The organism is Lentilactobacillus sp. TOM.63 (genome assembly GCF_030361045.1).
In the GTDB taxonomy this organism is placed as follows: Bacteria; Bacillota; Bacilli; order Lactobacillales; family Lactobacillaceae; genus Lentilactobacillus; species Lentilactobacillus dabitei.
Window position 1 is genome coordinate 1 of the sequence record NZ_JAUCAP010000101.1, and the last position, 7,066, is coordinate 7,066.

Consider the following 7,066-nt stretch of genomic DNA (forward strand, 5'->3'; position numbering starts at 1 on the left):
GATTGAAGTTGTACTTTAGATAGATTGACTCCAAAATAGAGAAAGAGCATTTCTAATTCAAACTGGGTGGTGATTAACCTTGGTCAAAACAATTAAACAACTTGCAGATGAATTGGGGGTCTCTAAACAGACTATTCAATATCATTACCAAAGACTACCAACAAAGGACCAGCAAAAAGACAGCCAAGGCAAAAACCTTATTAGTCCCCTAGCTGAAAGCATTGTTAAGAACAGAATATCGAAATCTTTGCTAGCAAAGAACCAACAAAATGATAGCAAAGAGCCAACAAAGACTAGCAAAGGAAATAATGATCTGGTTGCTACTCTGAGAAGAGAAGTAGAAGATTTAAAGTCTCAACGTGACAAACAGCTTGCTACCAAAGATCGACAAATAGACCATCTAACAAAACTGCTAGATCACCAACAACAGCTTCAATTAACTACTGTAACAGAAAATAAAGAGTTACAGAACCATGTTCAAAAATTAAGTGAGCTACTTGAAACTTCTAAAACGTCTCAAAAACCTCGAGAAAATAACAAGAAAGAAGACATACATGAAAATAAGCCCAATAAAGGTTGGTGGCATTTTTGGCAAACGTAACTGTTTAAATCTTGTTTTAAAAATAGAATAGGCGAGTTTTAAAAATAGGCCTGTATTTCGATTTATAATAAAGCTATTGTAAGTAAAGTAGACCATCGATTTAATTGTATAGGAGAGCTCATTATGAAAAAAAGGATATTTATTAGTTTTGCAATTGAGGATACAAATTTACGTGATTTTATCGTAGGACAATCTCATAATTCTAAAGTCCCTTTTGAGTTTATAGACATGTCTGTGAAAAATCCTTGGGATAATTCATGGAAGACTAATTGTCGTTCTAAAATTAAAGGGTGCCATGGCATGATTGTTTTTATAACCTCTAATACAAAAAAAGCAAGTGGTGAATTATGGGAAATACAGTGTGCCCAAGAAGAGAATATTCCAACACTTTTTCTTTGGGGTAATAAAAATCATTCAATCTATGATGTTCCAAGCTCTGTTCCTTCTTACAAGGTTAAATCTTGGACCTGGTCAACTATAGAAACATGGATATCAAACTTATTAAAATAAGAATCAGGAGGAATTTGTATGGCCCAGCGTAAAGCATTAGTTGTTGGCATAAACGATTATCCAATATCACCCTTACATGGATGTGTTAATGATGCAGTCAATATCGCATCTTTGTTAGAGAAAAACGAAGATGGATCACCTAACTTTGATATTAAGTTGGAAACAAGTATTTCCAGTAAAGGATATTTAAAACAGTGTATTCAAAAATTATTTGAGGGAACTGCTGATGTCGCACTCTTTTATTTTTCAGGACATGGCTTTGCGGAAGAAAACGAAGGCTACATTGTAACACCTGATTTTTCAGAAGGCGACATGGGTATCTCTACCACTGACATTTTAAACATGGCTAATCAATCAAAAATAAAGAATAAAATTATAATTTTGGATTCTTGTTTTTCTGGTAATTTAGGAAGAATAGGTGCCCTAAATTCTACGGATTCCGTAATAGGTGAAGGTGTAACCATTATGACAGCTAGCTCTGAAGATGAAGTTTCAATAGAAAGTGATGGGCAGGGCTTGTTTACATCGTTGTTTATGCAAGCTTTGAAGGGATATGCCTCAACTATCACTGGGGACGTCACTCCAGCAGGAATTTATTCTTTTATTGATCAAGCTTTAGGCTCATGGAGTCAGAGACCTATTTTTAAAACTAATACCAAGAGCTTTTATTATTTAAGAAGGGTAACTCCCAAAGTAGAGCTACCAACATTGAGAAAGATAAAAGAATATTTCATGGATGAAAATTCAGAATTTAAATTAGATCCTTCTTTTGAGTTCACTAATGATCCAACGGCAAAGCATGAAATTAAAGTGCCATATGCTAACGATAAAAATGTAAATAAATTCAAAGATTTACAACTTTACCAAAAAGTAGGATTGGTTGAACCTGTAAATGCAGAGTATATGTATTTTGCTGCCATGGAAAGTGAGTCTTGTCGACTGACCTCTCTGGGAAAAAGGTATTTCAAATTATCAAAAGAAGGTAAAATATAGATGATTTTAAATAAACAATTTCTAACCCGTGTTTCAAGTAATTCTCAGTATGAAATACGAAAATCTATCAATGAAAGCTTTAACTATCAAAACAATTATGACATTTTTATATCTCATAGCTTTTTAGACAAGAAACTAATATCAGCATTGGCTTCTCTTTTTGAAGAAGATAATCTTTCAGTTTATATTGATTGGGTTCAAGACCCTTATTTAAACAGGAATCACGTAACTTTAAAAACAGCCGAGTTAGTTAAAGATAGAATTAAGCAATGTAAGTCCTTGGCATACATTTCTACCCAAAATGTTACTAATTCAAAGTGGTGCCCCTGGGAATTAGGAGTAGGCGATGGTATTCACAACGGAAAAGCTTGTATTCTACCCATATTAGAAGAGGATAGAGAAGATTTTAAGGGACAAGAATATTTGGGCCTATACCCTTACATAGACTACGCTTCTACTAGGAAATCTAATACTAAGCATTTTTGGATAACTGATCCTCAAAACACTAACAAGTATATCCGCCTAAAGGATTGGATAAATGGCAGAGATTTGGAAATACATGAGTAATTTTTATAAGATGTAAAACCTATAATTGGTAAATAGATAGTATTTGAAATAAATATATAATAGACCTAAAAAGAGGCTATTTGCTGATGACAAAAAACATATTTTTGAGTCGACCTAATAATTATAATCCCGTTTATATAAGTTCCGTAGAAAGACTAACAGAAGAACTTAGGAAGCGATCCCTTAATCCTATTACTATAGGATCAACCGTTTTTCCTAATGAGTATCCTACTTCAGCCATAAGAAAAGAAATGCAGGCATGTTCTGGAATAATAATATTAGGAATACCACAAATGTTAGTAAGAAATGGTATCTCTAAACCTAAGACTAAATTTGAAAAAGAAGTAAATAATAAGTTGTATCCTTCAGTTTGGAATCAAATAGAGGGCGCAATGGCATTCATGCTCAATTTGCCTACCATGCTTATATCGGAAAAGGATCTTCATAATGAAGGTCTTTTTGAAATTGGTGCTTTACCAATAACAAAACATGAATACAATTTAAAATCCGTTGACTGGATGAATAGTAGCGAATTCTTAGATCCTTTCAATGAATGGATTGGCTTATTATAGGTCATATTTTTAAAGACGGTCTATAATTGACAAATCGCCCCTCGAAAACGTTGAAAGAATAACCCCCAATATCTATAATGTAGATATTGGGGGCTATTTTAATTTATTTTTTTATAAGTGCCCCTAAACTATAGCTATTGATTCAAGATTTCATGGGAGCCAGTTGCAACCAATAACAAAATCAATTCATCATGATCTAGCTGATAAATAACAATCCAGTTGTCATAATTTTTACCATAGTTTCCATATCTGGCAGGGTGAAATTCACGATAGCCACGCCAATTTCCTTTTAATGCATGATCTTTAATCTGTTTCAAAACAAGTACATCTTGTTCAACAATTGCTTCTAAACAAGGCTTCAAGACAGTTATTGGGAAATGTTTTTTGACTAGTTTTTTTAATTCACGTTCAAAAGATTTGGTCTGTTTAATTTGCATCTAACTTATCGATCCAATCTTCAAAGTCAGTCAATGAACCAATGTTTTTGACCTGCCCTGTTTCTGCTTCTTTTTTAGCGGCTAAGGCTTCCGGAGAATCTAAAAAGCTGACTAATCGTACTTCATTATTGGCCGCTTTAACTAACGATAAGCGTATATACTCAGAAACGGTTAGCCCTTGTTTTGCTAGATTAGCTTTAGCCCGTTCACTAATGTCAGGTGTTACACGAGTTGAAATTGTCTTGTTTTTAATAATAGTATTACTCATTCTAATCCGCCTCCTTTAAGTTTACCATCGTACTACATTATAATATTCGATTTTTAGGTTTTCTGCAACTAAATTAATTTTAAAGTAAAGGAACTAACAGCTTATGCAACAAGTTGTCTTACCCATCAAAGATTCAAACGTTCTTAAAGAGGTTCAAGATACGTTACTCAATAACTTTAAAGCTGGCCGACGTAACTATACGATTTTTCAAGTTGGTAAAGCGACGCTACTGCGAGTGAGTGACGTTATGGGCTTAAAACAGGCCGATATTTTTAATCCGGACGGTTCTATTAAACAAAATGCGTTTATTCATGACCGAAAAACTGGTAAACCTAATACCTTGTACCTTAAGCCTGTTCAAACAGAGCTCTTATTGTACCGTCAATGGCTGCTTGATCATAAGCTGGATTCTGAATGGCTCTTTCCTTCAATTCAACACCCAGAACGCCATATTACTGAAAAACAGTTCTACAAAATTATGAGTAAGGTTGGCGATCTATTAGGAATTAATTATCTAGGTACTCATACGATGCGCAAAACTGGGGCTTATCGTGTTTACACGCAATCAAATTACAATATTGGCCTAGTCATGCACTTATTAAATCATTCAAGTGAAGCCATGACTTTAGCTTATTTAGGCTTGGATCAAGCAAGTACAGAAAACATGTTGAACCAAATTGATTTTGGGTAAATTAGTTTGATTTTGTTGTCGCCAACGGCGACTTCTGATACAGGTTTTTAATGGGTCTAGCACAACATAGAATAAATTCTATGTGTAAGTGCGCATTGACCTCGTTTCACTCGGTCTGCTGATTACCCACCACTAATTTTAGTGTTCTTTATCTATTTTCATTAACTAGGCCTGCTTTAAACACACCCTTTAGCCATAATAGCTCTCATTGATTCGTTATTAATTTTAACTAGATAATTAAAGCAATTAACAACATGAGATACACTGAAAAATGGCCAGATGAGTATCTTTTTACAAGAATATCAATTATATATATCCCTTAAACTATTTTTTGCTTTTGGTCTTATGTCTAAATGGAATAATAGCAAGGCCAAGACACATAGCAAAAACAAGAGTCGATCTAATCAAATCATGATCTTGATTATCAAATAATGCACTATAGGCTAAAAATAAGCCAATCGCTAACAAATAACGAAAAATAATCATCCAAATCTTTTTACTCATAAAGCCACGCCTCCTAGAACAAGTTGCTCATACTCAGTTTAATCAATATAAAAGTCTATTCTTGCTAATTCATGTAGCTAAAAAAGAGCATAGTTCCCCCTGGAGACTGCTAAGCGTATTTTTAAGCTAGACTAGTCTAGCAGTGATCATTTAAAATGATTAGCCCGCTGATTCAAGTTGGCTAAGCCGGCTAAAATTGTCCGTTGTTTGCTCGTATAAGCAATTCAATCGCTAATTTAATATAAATATATAGCCCATGGTTAAAACGGCTGAGAAACGATTTTAGAGCTAATTAAAGAGGGCTGCTTGCTGATGACTTGTTTTAGAATGTTCAGCTTGATATTTAGCGTTGGCTTTTTTGTTCCAGTAAATGCTAAATAGATTTTGCATGGTGCCGTATAAGTAATTCTCGACGTTCTTGATGTGTTTCTCGTTGCTTCTCAGGGCGTTGAAGTAGCGTCTTAATGTCTTGGTCATTAGAGGTTTTAGTTCGGGATCATCTAAAGTAATCCAAACGCCGAGGTCTTTGTGGGCTTTTTCAATGGCATACTTAGCATTTAAGATAATGCCAATGAAGCGACGCATTTGTTGCGGGGTTCGGCACCAAAAGCTTAAAAGTTGAACGGCTGATGGCTCTAAAAAGAGTTGACCTGTGTCCGCGTCAGTTAAAAAGTCATAGGCATGGCTAACTAAATCGTGGTTTTGCTGGTTAATTTCTGCTGGTGTGTAATTAGCTGTGGAAAAGTCCAACTGGTGAGTATCTATATTGTATCTATCTTTATCTCTCTCTTTAGGTTCTTTATCTAGATTGTGTGTGATTTTCACATTTCCGCTCGTACCAAGGGTTTGAGCGGTATCGTCAATGGACTTATGCGGAAGTGTGATTTTCACATTTCCGCTCGTACCAAGGGTTTGAGCGGTCTTCCGCGGAAGTGTGATTTTCACATTTCCGCTCGTACCAAGGGTTTGCGGCGTTTTTTGCCCATATTTGCCCCGTAAATAGACGTCGGTAGCTTTCACATCAAGCTTGGACAGGTATAAACGGTTCGGCTCATTTTTTTTAGTTTTTGGGTTAAAGCCCAGCTGTTTTTGCATCAACAAATGAGTGGCTTCTAGTTCTTTTTTTATTTTGACAACTTTTTGATTATGGCAGTTAAATAAATTTTCGAGCTCCTGATTTGTAAAAATAAAATAAACATGGCCGGCTTCATCAACCCAATGGTTGCGTAAAGAATATTCAAGCCGGTCTTTGAGCACCATATAGGCGAGTTTGGCGTCGCTACTTAGGTATTTGTATTGTTCTCCGTACATTAAAACCTTGGGAAACTGAAAAAATAAAGCTCCATAAACGTTGTCGGCATCGTAGTAATTGAAATTATCAAATTCTGTCATTATAAAAACTCCCTTTCTATATCCAACCCACGCTGACTCAAAAGAGAGTTGCTAAAACATCTGACTTGCTTTAAAATACAAATCTGATATGCTCTAACCGAATCACAAAGCCTCAAACGATGAATGTTTTGTGATTCAGCAGCGTATGTTGTTTTCTAGTTGCCTAACGGCAACTTCTTTTATTTTTAACAGCTAAATAAAAATGGACTAGGCAGCTCCTTGCTAGCTACTTAGTCCATTGGTTTTAATTTATTTTTTTAACTATCCTTAACTTGTCCTGGCGGACTAGTCTGCGGTATAATTAATCTATAAATTAGATCTCAATGTTCAGTCGATTTAGACGGCCAAGTTAAAATCGACTGAATCTAAGTAGCTGGGTGATAGCTACTTGCTAATAAGCAAAAAATCTCAATCCCAAGTGGATTGGGATTTTTTGCTTATTAACGTGATCTATTAATATTCGGTTGTTAAATTAGCTTTAGTTTAGCACACCGTTTTTAACGCAACAATAACTATTTTTGCTGATTGAAG

The 7,066-nt window shown here is 35.0% G+C and carries 10 protein-coding genes; 6 read left to right on the forward strand and 4 right to left on the reverse strand.

Annotation, left to right across the window (positions count from 1 at the left end):
- The first annotated feature begins 79 nt into the window (after positions 1-79).
- The 5 genes from QUF07_RS12745 to QUF07_RS12765 all read left to right on the forward strand — a co-directional run bounded on the left by QUF07_RS12745 (position 80) and on the right by QUF07_RS12765 (position 3,243).
- On the forward strand, positions 80-601 hold the full coding sequence (locus QUF07_RS12745) for a DUF536 domain-containing protein (RefSeq protein ID WP_289427725.1): 522 nt from the start codon (positions 80-82) through the stop codon (positions 599-601).
- Between the two features lie 123 nt (positions 602-724).
- Positions 725-1,111, forward strand: coding sequence for a hypothetical protein (locus tag QUF07_RS12750; RefSeq protein WP_100212913.1), 387 nt, complete (start codon positions 725-727; stop codon positions 1,109-1,111).
- An 18-nt stretch (positions 1,112-1,129) separates the two neighbouring features.
- Positions 1,130-2,104, forward strand: coding sequence for a caspase family protein (locus QUF07_RS12755; RefSeq protein WP_289427729.1), 975 nt, complete (start codon positions 1,130-1,132; stop codon positions 2,102-2,104).
- Positions 2,105-2,671: a TIR domain-containing protein gene (locus QUF07_RS12760; protein ID WP_289427731.1), complete on the forward strand. Its 567-nt coding sequence runs from the start codon at positions 2,105-2,107 to the stop codon at positions 2,669-2,671.
- A gap of 86 nt (positions 2,672-2,757) precedes the next feature.
- Positions 2,758-3,243 carry a hypothetical protein gene (locus QUF07_RS12765; RefSeq protein WP_289427734.1) on the forward strand — a complete coding sequence of 162 codons (486 nt, stop codon included), beginning with the start codon at positions 2,758-2,760 and terminating at the stop codon, positions 3,241-3,243.
- Between the two features lie 134 nt (positions 3,244-3,377).
- Here QUF07_RS12765 and QUF07_RS12770 read toward each other — a convergent pair whose 3' ends face one another.
- The gene (locus QUF07_RS12770; protein WP_005917927.1) at positions 3,378-3,680 is read right to left on the reverse strand and encodes a type II toxin-antitoxin system YafQ family toxin; all 303 of its coding nucleotides are present in this window, start codon (positions 3,678-3,680) and stop codon (positions 3,378-3,380) included.
- Positions 3,670-3,948 (reverse strand): plasmid mobilization protein, encoded by a 279-nt coding sequence (locus QUF07_RS12775; RefSeq protein WP_003625288.1) that lies wholly within the window; start codon positions 3,946-3,948, stop codon positions 3,670-3,672. Before QUF07_RS12775 ends, QUF07_RS12770 begins: the two co-directional genes overlap by 11 nt.
- Before the next feature lie 103 nt (positions 3,949-4,051).
- On the opposite strand from QUF07_RS12775, the gene QUF07_RS12780 reads away from it, so the two are divergent.
- Positions 4,052-4,639 carry a site-specific integrase gene (locus tag QUF07_RS12780; protein ID WP_013279411.1) on the forward strand — a complete coding sequence of 196 codons (588 nt, stop codon included), beginning with the start codon at positions 4,052-4,054 and terminating at the stop codon, positions 4,637-4,639.
- A gap of 324 nt (positions 4,640-4,963) precedes the next feature.
- Here the strand turns inward: QUF07_RS12780 and QUF07_RS12785 are convergent, their stop codons facing one another.
- Positions 4,964-5,143, reverse strand: a complete 180-nt coding sequence (locus QUF07_RS12785) for a hypothetical protein (RefSeq protein ID WP_289427780.1) — start codon at positions 5,141-5,143, stop codon at positions 4,964-4,966.
- Positions 5,144-5,431: 288 nt separating this feature from the next.
- A complete protein-coding gene (locus QUF07_RS12790; protein WP_289427782.1) occupies positions 5,432-6,535 on the reverse strand; it encodes a replication initiator protein A in 1,104 nt (367 codons plus the stop codon).
- Between the last annotated feature and the right edge of the window lie 531 nt (positions 6,536-7,066).